The organism is Methanosarcina sp. Kolksee, from assembly GCF_000969945.1.
GTDB lineage: Archaea > Halobacteriota > Methanosarcinia > Methanosarcinales > Methanosarcinaceae > Methanosarcina > Methanosarcina vacuolata.
In genome coordinates this window covers 613,974-628,572 of the sequence record NZ_CP009524.1, presented here as the reverse complement: position 1 = coordinate 628,572, position 14,599 = coordinate 613,974, and the positions used below count along the sequence as shown (strand labels likewise).

The following is a 14,599-nucleotide window of genomic DNA, read 5'->3' as shown; positions in this document are numbered from 1 at the left end:
AGGCCTAAAAATGGATGAGAAGATTGCGCCCCACCTTCAAGAGTTAACCAGGGCGCTTGGAGACCTTGAAAAGACTGGCATCAGGGCAGAGTTTGAGAAACTCATTGCTTTTCGTGTCCCGCCTGATGTCGCAAAAGAGAGTATCCTCCGCAAGTTCGGAGGAAAAAGGAAAGTTTTGAAAGTAAAAGATCTGTCTGCCAACCTTAAGAATTTTGAGCTTACAGGCAGGATTCTGGACCTCGGGGAAAAATCAATCCACCCGCAGGAAGGAACTCAGGAAAAACCTTCGAGGCTTTATACCGGAGTTCTTGCGGACGAAACCGGGGCAGTTCTGTTTTCTTCCTGGAAGGAACTGCCAGGTTCAATTGGGGATGTAATTAACATCAAAAATGCCTATGTCCGGATCTGGCAGAACCGGATCAGGCTTTCTATAGGGGAACAATCTCCTGTGTTGAAAATTTCGGACTCCTTGCTCCCCCCTTTGTCCGAACTTTCAGCAAGCCAGAAAAAAAAGTTAATTGACATAGGAGCTGTGGATTTTTCCGTAGATACAATAGCCTGCGTGCTTCAGCTTTCATACAGAGAAATCCTTGTAAAGGGACGCCAGGCCAGAGTGGTCTCGGGCGTGCTTGCGGACGAGACAGGCAGGATGCCTTTTACGGCCTGGATTGAACTGCCTGGAATAGATATAGGGAGTATTATCCGAATCGAAGGAGCTCAGGTGCGGATGTTCAGGGGAATGCCATCAGTAAATATCCTGAACAGCACAAAAGTTTCTTCTATTGGTCCCGACGAAATCGGAAAACTTGCATTTACATTCGAATCCGCATCAAAAGATCCTGCGCCTATCAAAATCCAGGAGATAAATTCAAGAGACAGCATGTTTGACGTGTCCGTAGCAGGCAATCTGGTTTCAGTCAGGCCCGGTTCAGGCATTATCTCCCGCTGCCCTGAATGCAGTCGTGTAATCCAGAAAGGAAATTGCAGAGTGCACGGGAAGGTAGAAGGCGTATGGGACATGCGGATCAAAGCCATAATGGATGATGGAACCGGTTCCGTGTCAGTTATGTTTCCAAGGGAACTTGCGGAAATCATCTATGGGAAAACTCTTGAGGAAGCCGAACAGCTAATGTTCTCGGATGTCTCAAAAGATGCAGTCTATGAAGATTTAAGGCGTTTTCTTACGGGCCGCTATCTTGCAGTACGCGGAAACTCTTCAAAAAATGAATTTGGGATTTCTTTCGTAGCTGAAAATGCCTGGGTACCTGAAGAGGATCTTGCAGTGAGAGTAGTTGAACTCCTTCGCAGGCTCGGGCCGGATGAGGAGGACGGACAGGATAAAAATTCACAGGTTTCCAGGGGAGGAATCGAACTTGCTTAAACGAGAGGTCGCAAAAAGAGTTTTTGCAAGAGAATTCGAAGCCTGCAGAGAACTTGAAAAATCCGAACGTACTGACTCGGAAGCTGCAGATTCAAAAACTCCAAACCTGCTTATTAGCCCTCTGGGGCTTATTCTCAATCGTGTTTTCGTGGTTGGAGTGGTCACAGAACTTGACAACATCGGAACACAGAGCGAGATGTGGAAAGCGAGAATAGTTGACCCCACAGGGGCTTTTACGGTATATGCAGGACAATACCAGCCTGAGGCTTCGATCTTTTTGTCAACAGTACAGGTTCCTGCTTTTATTGCCCTTACAGGAAAAGCCAGGACCTATGAACCCGAACCCGGATCGGTTTTTGTTTCTATTCGGGCTGAAGAGGTAAATGTAGTGGATGAAGAAATCCGCAACAGATGGGTCGTGGATACCGCAGAACAGACTGTTGAGAGACTTGAAGCCTTCTCGGACGTTCTGACCAACGGATATCGTGGAGAAAAACTTCGGGAATACCTTCTGGAGAAAGGCATTTCTTCCGAGCATACGGAAGGGATTGTAATTGCGCTTGAAAGGGAGCGCTCTCCTGCTGAATTTGTAAAACTACTTCGGGCTTCCATCAGGGAAGGCCTTAAAGCCCTGGATCTGGATTCTGAAAATAATACAGATGCTAAAGCTGACCAGAAGGAATTCGTGCTTGAATTGCTTAAGGAAATGGATGGAAGCAAAGGAGTTGATTACGCAGCTTTTATAGATGCTGCAGCATCCCGGGGCATTTCTGAGCAGGTTGTAGAAGAGGTTATCCGTTTCCTGCTTGAAGGCGGGCAGTGTTACGAACCTAAGATTGGGATAATAAAGCTTGTAGGGTAAACCAGAGCCGGTATTGACAAAGCCTGTAGGGGACCCAGAGAGGATTTACAAGGTCTGCGGGAGAATCCATGCAGGGAAAGAAAACCTGCGTTATAGATAAAATTAGAAGGGATTAGTCTTATATATGTGTGATAATGCTTAAGTGTGATTAGGTTAATTGGTATTCTCTGTTAAAATTTAATATCTCATATTTATTGTATTAATTGGAGAAATTGACATGAAAGTATTGGTCAGCGACTCACTCTCCAATGAAGGTTTGGAGATTCTAAAAGAACACTTTACGGTTGATGTTTCCACCGGGCTTTCCGAAGAGGAGCTGGTGAAAAAAATTAAGGATTACGATGCTCTTGTAATACGCAGTGGTACCCATGTTACTCAGAAGATAATCGAAGCTGCCGACAACCTGAAAATTATCGGGAGAGCCGGGGTCGGAATTGACAATGTGGATGTGGATGCAGCTACAAAGAAAGGCATTATTGTTGCTAACTCTCCCGAAGGCAATATGATTTCGGCAGCAGAGCACACAATTGCTATGATGATGGCAATGTCCAGGAACATTCCCCAGGCAAATGCTTCCCTGAAAGCCAGAGAATGGAAACGTAGCAAATTCACAGGTGTCGAGGTCAAAGGTAAGACCCTGGGAGTCATAGGTCTCGGAAGAATCGGTTCCGAAGTCGCAAAAAGGGCTTCAGGGCTTGAGATGAACCTGATGGGGTATGATCCTTTTGTTTCTGAAAAGAGGGCTATTGAGCTTGGTGTCAAACTAGCTACAGTTAATGAAATCGCAAAAGAAGCCGACTACATTACAGTGCACACTCCTCTTATTAAAGAAACCAGAAACATTCTTGATGAAGAGCAGTTTGCCCTTATGAAGCCTACAACCAGGGTTCTCAACTGTGCCCGCGGCGGCATTATCAATGAAGAAGCTCTGGCAAAAGCTCTTGAAAGCGGAAAAATAGCCGGTGCAGCAATAGACGTTTTCATTGAGGAGCCTCCTTTTGACAGCCCTCTCCTTAACTTTGACAACGTTGTAGTAACCCCTCACCTTGGTGCCTCTACACAGGAAGCTCAGGTTAATGTGGCAGTAGATATTGCAAAGGAAGTAGCGTCTGTCCTCACAGGCGGATCTGCAAAGAACGCAATCAATATCCCCTCAGTAAAGCCGGAAGCTATGGCAGTCCTTGCCCCTTACATCAGGCTCTCGGAAATTATGGGTAAGATTGCAGGGCAGCTCGTAGACGGAAACTACGAAAAAGTCGAAATCGGATATAATGGAGAGATTTCCGGAAAAGATACAAGACCTCTTACAGTCTCGGCTCTCAAAGGGCTGCTTGAAATGGCTCTCGGTTCCGGAGTTAACTATGTCAATGCACCCACTCTTGCAAAGTCCAGAATGATTGCAGTCGTGGAAAGTAAATCAGAATCTTCTGAGGAATACTCTTCAACTATCAGTATCAAACTTAGCAGCAACGGCAAGACAAAGCTGGTCGCAGGCACTGTTGTCGGAGACGATCCAAAGATCGTCGTAGTCGATGATGACAGAGTAGATATCTTCCCTGCAGGCCATATGATTTTTGCCAAACACATCAACAGGCCCAACGTTATCGGACCGTGCTGCATGGTACTCGGTAAAAACAATATCAATATTTCAGGCATGCAGGTTGGCAGATCAGAAATTGGAGGCGTGACCATGATGGTTCTTAACGTAGACTCCGAAGTTTCGGACCCAATTCTTGAGGAAGTCAGGAAAGTAGACGGAATCCTTGATGCCAAACTTGTGACACTCTAAACTTTCCTTTTCAGGAAGACTTTACTCCGGCAGAAGTTCAGGGTAGAAAATCCTGAGCCGGAGACTTTAAATTTTTGAGTCTTTAATTAAATTTCTTGATTTTAGATTTCTTTATCTTAAACGTTTATATTACATTCATAATAATATTCATTTTTCCAATAATATTATACACTTAAAATATTATGCTTTCAACAATATTATGCTTTCAACAATATTACACACTTAAAATATTATGCTTTCAACAATATTAGACTCTCAACAATATTATACACTTAAAATATTATACTCTCAATATCAAATTAAACTCTCCGTGCCATATCAATTTTTATGGGTGCAGTTGATGGAAGAACTTAAACGCGTAGTCTCCGCTCCTTTTAAAAAAACTCTTGCAACTTCTCTTTCAGAAAAGGATTTTGAGTATTCCCTGGCTTTTGACCTGAAATGGTTTTCCCCGAAAACTGCCTCAAAAGTAAAGGAAAAAGCCCTTGAAACAGGTGTTCTCATACTCAAAGCCGGGGTTCTTGTGCCCGGTTTTGATGTGGAAAGTATCCGGGTTCCACATGCTTTCAAACCGTCGGAGAATTTTCTTGAAAATCCAGACAGTTCTGAAGAAAAAGCGCATATGAAAGAAGAAATTTCCTTTGAGCAAGTTCTGGAATTTATCTCCGCAGACATTGGGATAAGCCGGCAAAAATTGGTTTCTGAGATTAATTTCATGCAGGACCGGCTTTCCTATCTTGTGGATATCCGGATCGTGGCACTTATTGTAGCAAAAAAGGTCGGATGTGACATTTCGGGAATTTATGACAGGGTTTCGAGGTCGGTACTTGGCATATCTTATTAATAGATTTCTGAAACCACTCAACAGAAGATAACCGATATCTGAAACCACTCAACAGAAGATAACCGATATCTGAAACCACTCAACAGAAGATAACCAATATCTGAAGCTACTCAACAGAAGATAACCGATATCTGAAACTACTCAACAGAAGGTAACCGATATCTGAAACGACTTAAAAAGAAAAGAAGTTGCAGTTGTCTCAGGCAGTTAAATTTTATTCAAACATATTGGAGAAAAGTTGTCTGAAGGAACAACTTCCCCTAACTCTATAATAAACTTAAATTATACTTTTTACAAGTTTTTGTGAATCTTTTCCATAAGCAAGGGAGCCGATAATATCGGTGTAACTATTTCTATGTATGCGCCTGTTTTAGCATTATCCAGCTCTCTCATTACCTTATCAAGGTCCCCGCAGGTAGTAACCTTTCTCGTAATCCAATCATTGCAGCCGAGAACCTCCGGTAATTTATAATATTCCCATTCTGCAAGGTCATTATAGCAGTAATCTAATTTTTCAGACAACATTCTTTCTATCAGGTAGCCGTGATTATTCAGCACGAAGATAATCGGCTTCAGACCATGACGATAAAACTGGCTGATTTCCTGAGCAGTCATCTGGTGTGACCCTTCTCCAGTAATAAGAATTACTCGCCTGTCAGGTGCAGCCAGTGCAGTGCCAAAGGAAGCTGGAGTAGCCCAGCCAATTGCTGCCCAGAGCATCTGGTTCTCGAACTTAGTTCCTTCTGGCAAAAGTAGGGGCAGTAACCCATAAAAGGATGAGCTTGAGTCAGCTATGATTATGTCATCAGGCTTAACGAACTCCGCATACTTCGCGTATAAATAGTCAGCCGTTATTGGATCTTCAGCATCTACCTCGGGAACGGCGGGACGGCTGGCAACAGGGCCACTGACATCGGTACGCTTGTTAAGCCTTCTGGAGAGTTCCTCCAGTACATCAAGCATTTTTACATTGATATAATCAGTATACCCTATATGGACACTTGAAGGCATGATATTGATAATTCGGGACTTATCCAGCTTAGCCGTGAACTTGCCTGTGTTAACATCAGATAGGATAGTGCCTATCGTAAGGATACAGTCGCAGGATTCCACAAATTCCCGGATTTCAGGATTGATAAGTTTTCCCATATATAATCCCAGGTAGGAGGGATTAGTCTCGTCAAGCACTGACTTATCCAGAGCCATAGTAACATAAGGCAAGCCCGAAGCATTAATTACAGCCATAGATAAGTCCTTGAGGCCAAACCGGTCAACAAGAAAACCCGGCATAATACAGGCTTGCTTTGCATCCGAGAGTTTACCTGCAATAATCGAGACCACCTCTTCAAGAGTTGCAGGGTCGCTTTTTACAGGTTTTCTTGCAGGCGCATTAAAGGATGAAATATCTGCATTCACATAGTCGTGAGGTATTGCAATATAAACGGGACGGTGGTTCTCCAGGGCAGTTTCGATCACACGCTCAACTTCCTGAATGCAGTTTTCCGGAGTAAGCATTGTACTTGCACATACTACTGGCGTAGCCATCTCCATAAATATATTTGATTCTCCGTCTCCCAGCGAGTGATGCACTATATCATGTCTCTTCTGTGCCTGCATTTTTGGCATTCCTACAATATGGAATACCAGATTGTACTCCGCATAAGAGCCTGCTATACCGCATAGTGTGGAAAGTTCACCTACACCAAAAGTAGTAGATAGCGCTGACATACCTTTAATACGAGCATAACCGTCAGCAGCATAAGCAGCGTTCAGTTCATTGCAGCAGCCTATCCAGCGAAGCTCTTTATCATCACATATGGCGTTGTTGATCGGAAATGCAAAGTCCCCTGGTACGCCGAAAATATCCCTTATCCCCAGTTGCTTTAATCTATCCAGAAGGTATTGAATAACTGTCAGCATGCTAATATCACCCATTTCCTGTCTGCGAATTTCTGTCTGCGAATTTCTGTCTGCGAATTTCTGTCTGCGGATTCCTGTCTGCGGTTTTCTGCCCGCTTATTTCATATTTTGTACCAGGCGCAGTAATATATTAGTGACACTCATAAGGAATTCTAGCTTCATTTGCCGCCTGATTATAGAGCGGATATTGCCTGATTATAGATCGGATACTAATTGTATGCGAGATTTTCCCGCCTTCCTGAAACTGATTATCCCCTATATTCCCTAGATTCCCTAAACACTGATTATTCCCTAGATAGTATAATTTGTTTAATATTATAAAAATAGAATTTCTTTCTAATACATTCTATCTATACATGTTAGTTTCCAGGTTAGTTCCAAAAGCAAGTATTATAATTAATGAGTAAATCGAAGATTGAGACTATAAGCAAACAGAAACAAAAAAATATCAGAGACAAAAGAAGATTATTATTTGGAATTCTTGTAAATAGGACTAATGATGCACATAATCTTTATGTACTAGAAATGTTATTCACATCATACCAATTCCGACTAATCGCTTGTTCTTTAAATTTGCTGCTTCTGGATCAAGTTCCAAAGGGGCAGCTATAGCGATGTTCGAACGCGATAGGGAATTTTTTTCCGCGTGAGTGAGGTTTATACAAATCTTGCGGAGGAACATACATTGGGTAAAAGATCACTGGTAAAACTGACAAGAAAAACAAATCCAAGAATCGTTTCCCTGATTCTTACCCTGAAGGAGAGGGCAAATACAAATACCGCCCCCATCTGGAAGGATATCGCGGGACGTCTTGAGATGCCGTCCAGAAACTATGCGGCTGTGAATATAAGTAAGATAAACAGACACACGGCAGAGGACGATGTTCTGCTTATTCCGGGAAAAGTGCTGGGCGCAGGTCTCCTTGACCACCCTGTAACTGTTGCGGCTTTAACCTTCAGTGGCTCCGCAGTTGAAAAGATCACTGAAGCCGGTGGCAAGTGCCTGAGTCTCGAAGAGATAATGGATGAAAATCCAAAAGGGTCCGGTATCCGGATTTTCCGCTGAGGTGTCGAAGATGACGGTTATCGATGCAAATGGGCTTATTCTAGGACGTCTTGCAAGTACAGTTGCAAAACAGTTGCTTTCAGGAGACGAAGAGATATATATTGTAAACGCTGAAAAAGCTGTAATTTCTGGCTCAAGGGCGACCACCCTCAAAGAATACCGGCAAACCCGGGAGAGAGGTAGTATGGAATTCGGACCTTACTTCCCGAAGCGTCCGGACCGCATCCTTAAGAGGACTATCCGTGGCATGCTGCCCCATAAGAGAGCAAGAGGCAGGGACGCAATGTCCAGGCTTAAGGTCTATGTAGGTGTTCCCTCTGAATTCAAGGACACTGAAGCAATCACAATTGCAGATGCCGATATGAGGCTTCTAAGTTCAAGTAAATATATTGAACTTGGTGAAGTGAGCCAGAAAATGGGTTCAAAATTTTAAAGGGTGAGTCCTCATGGTCAAAGTAGTTAATTCATCTGGAAAGCACAAGACTGCAACTGCACGTGCAACAGTCACAAAAGGAACCGGAAAGGTCAGGATCAACAAAATTCCTCTCGAGCTATATACTCCAGAGCTTGTAATGATGAAGATCTCAGAACCCCTGCTGATCGCAGGAGATGAAGTGGTCTCTGGACTTGACATTAATGTAGATGTCAGGGGCGGCGGAATTATCGGACAGGCTAATGCGGTAAGGACCGCAGTTGCCAGAGGTATTGTGGAATGGACAAATGACACAATCATCAGAGATAACTTCGCAAGCTATGACCGCAATTTACTTGTAAGCGATTCCAGGCAGAAAGAATCAAAGAACTTTGGTGGACCCGGAGCAAGGGCTAAATACCAGAAATCTTACAGGTAAGACTATGATCCCAGTCCGATGTTTCTCATGTGGAAAAGTAATCTCAAACTATTGGGATGAGTACAAAAGACGTGTCAATGATGGCGAAAACGCTGCCGTGGTATTGGATGATCTTGGAATCACCCGCTACTGCTGCCGCAGAATGTTTTTAAGCCATGTTGAACTCGTTGATGTGCTTTCGCCGTACCAGTAAAGGGACCGTAGGGTAGCTTGGTCCATCCTTCGGCGTTCGGGACGCCGGAACCTGAGTTCGAATCTCAGCGGTCCCATATCCCTAGTTTCAGGGTGCTGGTTTTAAGGCATGTACTGTAAAATATCAAACTTATCATGATTATTAATTATCGGAATTCATCGGAGCGTTTTTAAATTTCAGGGTGATCAGTTGGTCAAGGAAAAGTATACCCGGTTCGAGCGTGCACGGATCATAGGTGCAAGAGCATTGCAAATTGCAATGGGAGCTCCTGTCCTTGTTGAAGATGACGGGCGGCTGGACCCTCTTAATCTTGCTATTGAAGAGTTGAAGGCCGGAGTTATTCCTATAACGGTCAAACGTAAAACCAGTTAAAAACGCAGTGGGATAACATTTTCAGAAATTGAATGTGTTTTATTGTTGATTCTATATTATGAGGTGACTTTATGGAGGAAAATGAGCAGACAGGGCAGGAGGAAAATAACGAACAGCCTTTGCCTGAAGAAGATGTCGTGGCTGAAGTAAAACCTGCACCTGAAAAGGAAGCCGCAGCAAAAACCGGATCTGTGCCTGTAGAAGCAGAGGAAGAAGAGCCTTCTGCTAAAGAAGGTTCTACATCTCTTGTTTCTATTGACGAATACCTGGCAGCAGGCGTTCACATAGGCACCCAGCAAAAGACCCAGGACATGATGCGTTTCGTATACAGGGTCAGAACTGATGGATTATATGTGCTTGACATCCAGTCAACAGATGAAAGAATAAGAGTTGCAGCAAAATTGCTGTCTCACTATGACCCTTCAAGGATCCTTGTGGTTTCTTCAAGGCAGTACGGGCAGCATCCTGCAAGGATGTTTTCCAGATCATTAGGCACAAGAGCAATGCTCGGAAGGTTTATCCCAGGGTTACTTACAAACCCTCAGATCCATGGTTTCTTTGAGCCTGATGTTGTGATAGTAACCGACCCTGCAGGCGATGCCCAGGTACTAAAGGAAGCTTCAAGCATCGGGGTGCCTGTTGTAGCACTCTGTGATACTAATAACCTGATTTCAAATGTGGATCTTGTAATTCCCACAAACAACAAAGGTAGAAAAGCTCTTTCCCTTGTTTACTGGCTGCTTGCAAGGGAAGTTTCCCGGCTTAACAGTACTCCTTTCAATTACGAGTTGACTGACTTCGAAACACCTCTCTGATTCCGAAAGGCAGCCCTGCAGACTGCAAGGATATATAAAAAATAGCCCGTATCTTATATGGGTGATCATAAATGAGACAGCCAGCAGTTGCAGGGCAGTTCTATCCCCTGCGTCCTGAAAATCTGGAGAAAGAACTTAAGCAATGTTTTGAAGGTCTGGAGATCCGGGAAAGAAATATCCTGGGAGCAGTTTGCCCGCATGCAGGATATGTCTATTCAGGGAAAGTTGCTGCACACGTTTATGCAGCTCTTCCCAAAGCCGACACATATGTTCTTTTTGGTCCCAACCATACGGGATATGGTTCACCGGTATCAGTATCCACAGATACCTGGAAAACCCCTCTGGGAACTCTCGAGGTTGATCGGGAACTTGCCGAAGGGCTATCAGGAAGTATTATTGATTTAGATGAGCTTGGGCACCGATACGAGCATTCGATCGAAGTTCAGCTTCCTTTCCTTCAATACCGCTTTGATCAAGATTTCAGGATTCTTCCTATTTGCCTGGGTATGCAGGATGAAGAGACCGCAATTGAGGTGGGAACCCTTATTGCCAACCTTGTTTCAAAAAGTGGGAAAAAAGTGGCCTTCATCGCATCCAGCGATTTTACTCATTATCAGCCTGCAAACCTTGCAAGGGAAACGGATAACGAAATTATAGAAGCTATCCTTAATCTGGATGTTCCAGGAATCTATGAAAGGCTTTATAGAAGAAATGCATCCGTATGCGGATATGGCCCTATTTCTGCGATGCTAACAGCCTCAAAGAAGCTTGGTGCAACCCGAGCCGAACTGCTTAACTATTCAAACAGTGGGGAGGTTTCCGGAGATATGAACGCAGTTGTAGGATATGCCGCAATTATTGTGGAGTAAAAGAAATTCCGCAGAAAAACGGAGTACATCTGTTTTTAATTCAAGATACAGAAACACTTACCTGTTCCAAATAAATTTTTTACGGATTTCAGACTTTATTAACCTGATCCAGGTCTGTAAAAAATAAAACAATAACAAATAAATTGAATAATACATTAAATAAATTTATTACTGAGTTGGAAGACAATATGCTTTCATTTCGAATGTAAATTCATTACTTTATATCTTAAATCGAATTTATGAATTTCAGAGGAGTAATATGATTTCGTGTTCTGCCCCCGGGAAAATTTATCTTTTCGGAGAACATGCGGTTGTCTACGGAGAAACCGCAATAGGATGTGCAATTGAATTAAGGACCCGTGTGCGGGTGGAATTATGTGACTCTATAATAATTCAGTCGGAAATTGGCCAAACAGGGATTGATTTTGAAAAACATCCTTATATCTCCGCAGCCATTGAGAAAATTAAAGAAATAGTGCCAATCGAGGGTGTTTATCTGAAAGTTGATTCTGAGATTCCGGTGGGCTCGGGACTCAGTTCATCTGCCGCTGTTACGATTGCAAGTATAGGTGCACTCAATAAACTGTTTGGCTGTGGCCTCTCTCTCGAAGAAATCGCTAAAATGGGGCATGAAATCGAAGTTCAGGTGCAGGGAGCTGCAAGTCCTACTGACACTTATGTTTCTACATTCGGAGGGGTTGTGACCATTCCAGATAGGAGAAAGCTGAAGACGCCTGATTGCGGGATAGTTATCGGGGATACAGGAGTTTTCGCTTCTACAAAAGAGCTTGTAACAAATGTGAGAAAACTCCGTGAAACTTATCCACATCTTATAGAGCCTCTAATGGTTGTCATTGGAAGAATTTCCAAAACCGCAGAACCCTTTTTCCAGACAGGAGATTACTCTTCAATTGGCAAACTTATGAATGTGAACCAGGGCCTTCTGGACGCACTTGGTGTAAATACTTATGAACTTTCCAAATTAATATACTCCTCTCGGGGAGCTGGAGCCTTCGGAGCAAAGAGTACAGGAGGTGGAGGTGGGGGATGTATGGTTGCCCTTACAGCACCTGACAAATGTACACAGGTTGCTGAAGCCATTGCAGGTGCAGGGGGCAAAGCAATCATAACAAAACCCACGGAACAGGGCTTAAGGTTAGAATAAATAACTCAAACCTTGAGCTCTTGGAGTTTTATTTCATAATTTCGCATTATTCATAAAGGAAGCTTGAAATTTTAAAAAGGTATTAAGTGATATTGCATGAATGTCTCAACCGAACCTGTTATCCTGAAACTTGGAGGCAGTGTCATTACTGACAAAGCCGCAGACCAAGGGGTTGTAAGAGAGGATGCCCTCCTGAGAATTGCAAAAGAAGTTTCCGAATACAGGGGAAAAATGATTATTGTACATGGTGCAGGTTCTTTTGGGCACACTTACGCTAAAAAATATGAGCTTGGCAGGGTTTTTGATCCTGAAGGAGCAATTGTAACACATGAATCTGTCAAGAAACTTGCATCCAGTGTGGTAGATGCTCTAAATGAGTACGGAGTAAGGGCTATAGCTGTACATCCTATGTGCTGTACGGTTTGCAGAAACGGGCGGATTGAGAGTATGTACCTTGACAACATAAAGCTCATGCTTGAGAATGGGCTTGTCCCGGTGCTGCATGGAGATGTTGTTATGGATCTCGAACTCAGAGCGTGCGTGCTCTCAGGAGACCAGATAGTCCCCTATCTTGCAAAAGAACTCAAGATTACCCGGCTTGGGTTAGGCTCGGCAGAGGATGGAGTACTTGACAACGAAGGAAAAACCGTACCTGAGATAACCCCCAAAACTTTTGAGAATTTCAAGCGTTACATAAAGGGGTCGGGAAGTACCGATGTTACGGGCGGCATGCTAGGGAAGGTGCAGGAACTTCTGGAACTTAGCAAAACGTCTTGTATTACATCATATATATTCAATGCCAAGAAAGAGGATAATATATATCGGTTCTTAAATGGGGAATCTATGGGAACCACAATCAGTCCGGACAAAAGGGTATGAAATATGATTAGCACGACCTCAAAGCGAAAGATCGAACATCTGAAATTATGTGCTGAAAGCCCGGTTGAATCCCGAAAAGTCAGTGCGGGCTTTGAGGATGTGACCCTGATCCACAGGGCGCTTCCGGAACTCGATATGGATAAATTGAACCTGTCTATAGACCTTCTTGGAAAACGCCTGCAAGCTCCTTTTCTGATCGCTTCGATTACTGGAGGTCACCCTGACACTACTCCTGTAAATGCTGCACTTGCAGCTGCGGCTGAAGAGCTGGGGGTAGGAATTGGCGTTGGAAGCCAGAGAGCTGCAATTGATGACCCTGCCCAGGAAGAGTCTTTCAGGGTTGTCAGGGAAAAAGCTCCGACTGCTTTTATATACGGAAATGTGGGCGCTGCTCAGATTCGCCAGTATGGGATTGATGGAGTTGAAAAACTCATAGAAATGATCGATGCCGACGCCCTTGCCATTCACCTTAATTTCTTACAGGAAGCCATCCAGCCAGAAGGAGATCGGGATGCAACTGGCTGTCTTGAGATGATAAAAGAAATCTGCTCCGTACTGGGCAAGCCAGTAATCATTAAAGAAACAGGAGCCGGGATCTCAAGGGAAGATGCCATTCTCCTCCAGAAAGCAGGCGTGTCTGCAATTGATGTAGGTGGCGCGGGAGGCACAAGCTGGGCAGGCGTCGAGGTCTACCGGGCCAGGAAAAGTGGAGATTATGCCTCCGAAAACCTTGGAGAACTTTTCTGGGACTTTGGAATTCCCACTGTTGCCAGTATTATAGAGTCCAGAGTCTCCCTTCCAATTATCGCAACCGGCGGGATCAGGACAGGGGTTGAGATCGCAAAATCCATTGCTCTCGGAGCCAGTGCGGCAAGTGCAGCCCTGCCTTTTGTAGGCCCTGCCCTTGAAGGAAAAGAATCGGTTGTCAGAGTTATTTCCCGCATGCTGGATGAACTCAGGATTTCGATGTTTCTCTGCGGCTGTGCAAACATACAGGACCTGCGTAATGCACCTGTGGTTGTTACTGGCTGGACTATTGAGTATTTAGGGCAACGTGGCTTTAACGTAAAAGACTATGCCATAGCAGGAGACTCGTTCTGAATCCGGCCGCAGAATTCGGTTTACTTGTACCTGTAATCTGTATTAAGCTCTAATCTTTATTAAAATTCGGATAATAGCGGTAAGATATAATAGCAGATATGTTAATTAGAAGGGTCGTTCTACAACAATATTTATACATAATATGAAGGTAATGTTCGGGAATAAATCGTTGATATAAACAAGCGGTGTTGATATAAACAAGTGGTCCGTATTCCGAATCCTGGAAAACTGACTCAGGACCATACGGACAAACATAGGATTCACCTGAATGATCTGGAATTAGAGCAATTTTACACTGGATCTGCTTCAGGTTCATAAACTACAAGATATATTAGTTGTTGTAAAATCAATGAAATTCAGGAGTTAGTTTCATAGAATTACTGTAAAATTCATTAAATTAAGGAATTATTTCGCAGTTATTCAGGCTGAAATTGTTTAGTATGAAGCGATTTCATTATAGAAAATAGAAAAATTATGATAATTGTAGAATCA

15 protein-coding genes and 1 tRNA gene are annotated in these 14,599 nt (G+C 43.6%); 15 read left to right on the top strand and 1 reads right to left on the bottom strand.

Going from position 1 to position 14,599, the window contains the following annotated elements; genetic code table 11:
* Positions 1–10: 10 nt before the first annotated feature.
* From MSKOL_RS02790 to MSKOL_RS02775, 4 genes are all read left to right on the top strand, one after another.
* Positions 11–1,381, top strand: coding sequence for a Single-stranded DNA binding protein (locus tag MSKOL_RS02790; RefSeq protein ID WP_048153548.1), 1,371 nt, complete (start codon positions 11–13; stop codon positions 1,379–1,381).
* Complete coding sequence (locus tag MSKOL_RS02785) at positions 1,374–2,243, top strand: RPA family protein (RefSeq protein ID WP_048153547.1); 870 nt, start codon at positions 1,374–1,376, stop codon at positions 2,241–2,243. The genes MSKOL_RS02790 and MSKOL_RS02785 overlap by 8 nt, the downstream gene beginning before the upstream one ends.
* A gap of 217 nt (positions 2,244–2,460) precedes the next feature.
* The gene (serA, locus tag MSKOL_RS02780) at positions 2,461–4,032 is read left to right on the top strand and encodes a phosphoglycerate dehydrogenase (RefSeq protein ID WP_048117825.1); all 1,572 of its coding nucleotides are present in this window, start codon (positions 2,461–2,463) and stop codon (positions 4,030–4,032) included.
* Positions 4,033–4,372: 340 nt separating this feature from the next.
* Entirely contained in the window at positions 4,373–4,876 is a 504-nt protein-coding gene (locus tag MSKOL_RS02775; RefSeq protein ID WP_048117823.1) for a DUF2240 family protein, read from the top strand.
* A 291-nt stretch (positions 4,877–5,167) separates the two neighbouring features.
* On the opposite strand, the gene MSKOL_RS02770 is transcribed toward MSKOL_RS02775, so the two are convergent.
* Positions 5,168–6,796: an alpha-keto acid decarboxylase family protein gene (locus tag MSKOL_RS02770; protein WP_048153546.1), complete on the bottom strand. Its 1,629-nt coding sequence runs from the start codon at positions 6,794–6,796 to the stop codon at positions 5,168–5,170.
* Positions 6,797–7,481: 685 nt separating this feature from the next.
* Here MSKOL_RS02770 and MSKOL_RS02760 point away from each other — a divergent pair.
* From MSKOL_RS02760 to fni, 11 genes are all read left to right on the top strand, one after another.
* Positions 7,482–7,862, top strand: coding sequence for a 50S ribosomal protein L18e (locus MSKOL_RS02760; RefSeq protein ID WP_048123592.1), 381 nt, complete (start codon positions 7,482–7,484; stop codon positions 7,860–7,862).
* Positions 7,863–7,872: 10 nt separating this feature from the next.
* Positions 7,873–8,295, top strand: coding sequence for a 50S ribosomal protein L13 (locus MSKOL_RS02755; RefSeq protein WP_048117815.1), 423 nt, complete (start codon positions 7,873–7,875; stop codon positions 8,293–8,295).
* A 13-nt stretch (positions 8,296–8,308) separates the two neighbouring features.
* Positions 8,309–8,713 carry a 30S ribosomal protein S9 gene (locus MSKOL_RS02750; RefSeq protein ID WP_048117809.1) on the top strand — a complete coding sequence of 135 codons (405 nt, stop codon included), beginning with the start codon at positions 8,309–8,311 and terminating at the stop codon, positions 8,711–8,713.
* A gap of 4 nt (positions 8,714–8,717) precedes the next feature.
* Entirely contained in the window at positions 8,718–8,906 is a 189-nt protein-coding gene (locus MSKOL_RS02745; protein WP_048117805.1) for a DNA-directed RNA polymerase subunit N, read from the top strand.
* Position 8,907: 1 nt separating this feature from the next.
* A tRNA-Pro gene (locus tag MSKOL_RS02740) sits at positions 8,908–8,982 on the top strand.
* Positions 8,983–9,095: 113 nt separating this feature from the next.
* The gene (locus MSKOL_RS02735; protein ID WP_048108139.1) at positions 9,096–9,278 is read left to right on the top strand and encodes a DNA-directed RNA polymerase subunit K; all 183 of its coding nucleotides are present in this window, start codon (positions 9,096–9,098) and stop codon (positions 9,276–9,278) included.
* A 71-nt stretch (positions 9,279–9,349) separates the two neighbouring features.
* On the top strand, positions 9,350–10,093 hold the full coding sequence (gene rpsB / locus MSKOL_RS02730) for a 30S ribosomal protein S2 (RefSeq protein ID WP_052725315.1): 744 nt from the start codon (positions 9,350–9,352) through the stop codon (positions 10,091–10,093).
* A 71-nt stretch (positions 10,094–10,164) separates the two neighbouring features.
* Positions 10,165–10,962 carry an MEMO1 family protein gene (locus MSKOL_RS02725; protein ID WP_048153545.1) on the top strand — a complete coding sequence of 266 codons (798 nt, stop codon included), beginning with the start codon at positions 10,165–10,167 and terminating at the stop codon, positions 10,960–10,962.
* Between the two features lie 259 nt (positions 10,963–11,221).
* Positions 11,222–12,127: a mevalonate kinase gene (locus MSKOL_RS02720; protein ID WP_048153542.1), complete on the top strand. Its 906-nt coding sequence runs from the start codon at positions 11,222–11,224 to the stop codon at positions 12,125–12,127.
* Positions 12,128–12,223: 96 nt separating this feature from the next.
* Positions 12,224–13,006, top strand: a complete 783-nt coding sequence (locus MSKOL_RS02715) for an isopentenyl phosphate kinase (RefSeq protein WP_048117798.1) — start codon at positions 12,224–12,226, stop codon at positions 13,004–13,006.
* A 3-nt stretch (positions 13,007–13,009) separates the two neighbouring features.
* The gene (gene fni / locus MSKOL_RS02710) at positions 13,010–14,107 is read left to right on the top strand and encodes a type 2 isopentenyl-diphosphate Delta-isomerase (RefSeq protein WP_048153539.1); all 1,098 of its coding nucleotides are present in this window, start codon (positions 13,010–13,012) and stop codon (positions 14,105–14,107) included.
* The last annotated feature ends 492 nt before the right edge of the window (positions 14,108–14,599 follow it).

What these genes read in the sequence shown, in the direction of transcription:
- MSKOL_RS02790 (WP_048153548.1), top strand. Translation starts at nt 11, where the DNA reads ATGGATGAGAAGATTGCGCCCCACCTTCAAGAGTTAACCAGGGCGCTT.
- serA (WP_048117825.1), top strand. Translation starts at nt 2,461, where the DNA reads ATGAAAGTATTGGTCAGCGACTCACTCTCCAATGAAGGTTTGGAGATT.
- MSKOL_RS02775 (WP_048117823.1), top strand. Translation starts at nt 4,373, where the DNA reads ATGGAAGAACTTAAACGCGTAGTCTCCGCTCCTTTTAAAAAAACTCTT.
- MSKOL_RS02770 (WP_048153546.1), bottom strand. Translation starts at nt 6,796, where the DNA reads ATGCTGACAGTTATTCAATACCTTCTGGATAGATTAAAGCAACTGGGG.
- MSKOL_RS02755 (WP_048117815.1), top strand. Translation starts at nt 7,873, where the DNA reads ATGACGGTTATCGATGCAAATGGGCTTATTCTAGGACGTCTTGCAAGT.
- MSKOL_RS02750 (WP_048117809.1), top strand. Translation starts at nt 8,309, where the DNA reads ATGGTCAAAGTAGTTAATTCATCTGGAAAGCACAAGACTGCAACTGCA.
- MSKOL_RS02745 (WP_048117805.1), top strand. Translation starts at nt 8,718, where the DNA reads ATGATCCCAGTCCGATGTTTCTCATGTGGAAAAGTAATCTCAAACTAT.
- rpsB (WP_052725315.1), top strand. Translation starts at nt 9,350, where the DNA reads ATGGAGGAAAATGAGCAGACAGGGCAGGAGGAAAATAACGAACAGCCT.
- MSKOL_RS02725 (WP_048153545.1), top strand. Translation starts at nt 10,165, where the DNA reads ATGAGACAGCCAGCAGTTGCAGGGCAGTTCTATCCCCTGCGTCCTGAA.
- MSKOL_RS02720 (WP_048153542.1), top strand. Translation starts at nt 11,222, where the DNA reads ATGATTTCGTGTTCTGCCCCCGGGAAAATTTATCTTTTCGGAGAACAT.
- MSKOL_RS02715 (WP_048117798.1), top strand. Translation starts at nt 12,224, where the DNA reads ATGAATGTCTCAACCGAACCTGTTATCCTGAAACTTGGAGGCAGTGTC.
- fni (WP_048153539.1), top strand. Translation starts at nt 13,010, where the DNA reads ATGATTAGCACGACCTCAAAGCGAAAGATCGAACATCTGAAATTATGT.